Consider the following 1,614-nt stretch of genomic DNA (forward strand, 5'->3'; position numbering starts at 1 on the left):
TTCTATCAATGGACAAATCCAATATACCCGCTCACCTGCCATAAGCTTCTTATTTATTGCTTCGATAATATGTTCTATCTTATTAACTGACATGGTATTTGTAGCGATAGGCAAACGATTTTTTGGCTTACCCATGAGCTTTGAGATACTCATATCACCAAACATAGTAAGGGCAAGACTCCGAGGAATCGGCGTTGCGGTCATAACTAAAACATCGGGATTTACTCCTTTATTTATCAGGTTCAAACGCTGCTGTACCCCAAATCTATGCTGCTCATCGATCACTATATAACCTAGCTTCTTAAAGATTACTTTCTCTTGAAATAAAGCATGAGTACCAACTAATATATCAATCTCGCCGTTTTTGAGCTGCTGCATGATATTTTTTCGAGCTGCCCCAAGGATTTTACCGGTAAGTAACGCAATTCTTATATTAGTATTTTTTAAAGCTTTAACACAAAACTCATAATGCTGATTGGCAAGCAAATCGGTTGGGGCCATAAGCGTTGCTTGAAATCCAGCTTTTACCACATTTACCATCGTCAGCAAAGCTACCAAAGTTTTACCGGAGCCAACATCACCTTGCAGTAATCTCATCATTTCTACTTTATTGCCTTGCTCAAACTCTATTTCTTCTATGACTTGCTTTTGGTACGGCGTTAACTCAAACCCTAACTCATTTAATATATTTGCTTGAATAGCTGCAGCTTTCAGGTAAATATTACCTTGTCTTCTACTTATTTGCGTACGTACATTAAAAAGAGATATTTGATTGGCGATTAGTTCTTTAGCTGCTAGTTGTTTTTTGACCAACTCAGTGTCATACCTACTAGATTTTTCCGGTGTCATCCCGCGACTTGATCGCGGGATCCAGTCTTTTTTTATGTTTTTCTGGATACCGTGGTCAAGCCACGGTATGACAACCTCGCTTACATGTAAAACCTTCAAACTCTGCAATACCTCATCCAAATATTCCTTCACTTCTTTATCTTCCACCACTTTACACTTCTCTTCAAATATCTCTATTGCTTTTATGATATATGAATATAGCTGCTTGTTACTAAGCAAGTATGTCAGGGAATAAATCGGCTCTATTGCTTTTGCGAGTTTAGGATTCGTAATAAATTCAGGATGCAAAATCTGCAAATAGTGATCAAAAAATTGTACTTTACCGCTAATAATATGCTTTGTTCCAACTTTCAGCTTATTAAAAATAAACGGTGGTGGTTTATGAAAAAACACTAATAACAAAGAATCGGTATCATGGCTAGCCGTAATTTTTAAAGGCTGATTACTTTTTTTCGGTAAATTAACACTCTCAATTACAATTTCCGTTTGGATTATTTCCCCGTCTCTGACTTCCGTTAAATTGGGCAATAATATTTTATTTTGGTATGAAACAGGTAGATAAAATAATAAATCACGAATATTATTAATACCGAGCCTTTTAAGAGCAGATACAGTATCTTCACGTATATTGATGAACGTTTTTATGGAAGAAAATAAAAATTTTTCTAGAATAGCTAGCATATATTCTAAATTATTTTGCTAAGAAAATTAATAAGAATTTTTAGTTTACCTGATTATATTTGTTTACTATTTTATAAAATTAAC

1 protein-coding gene is annotated in these 1,614 nt (G+C 34.6%); it reads right to left on the bottom strand.

All coding sequences use genetic code 11. The features are described from left to right. On the bottom strand, positions 1 to 1,530 hold a 1,530-nt coding region (locus A452_RS0104310; protein WP_017208591.1), incomplete at its 3' end, for a DEAD/DEAH box helicase. Positions 1,531 to 1,614 lie beyond the last annotated feature (84 nt).

The sequence above is a fragment of the Rickettsia australis str. Phillips genome (assembly GCF_000273745.1).
Taxonomy (GTDB): domain Bacteria; phylum Pseudomonadota; class Alphaproteobacteria; order Rickettsiales; family Rickettsiaceae; genus Rickettsia; species Rickettsia australis.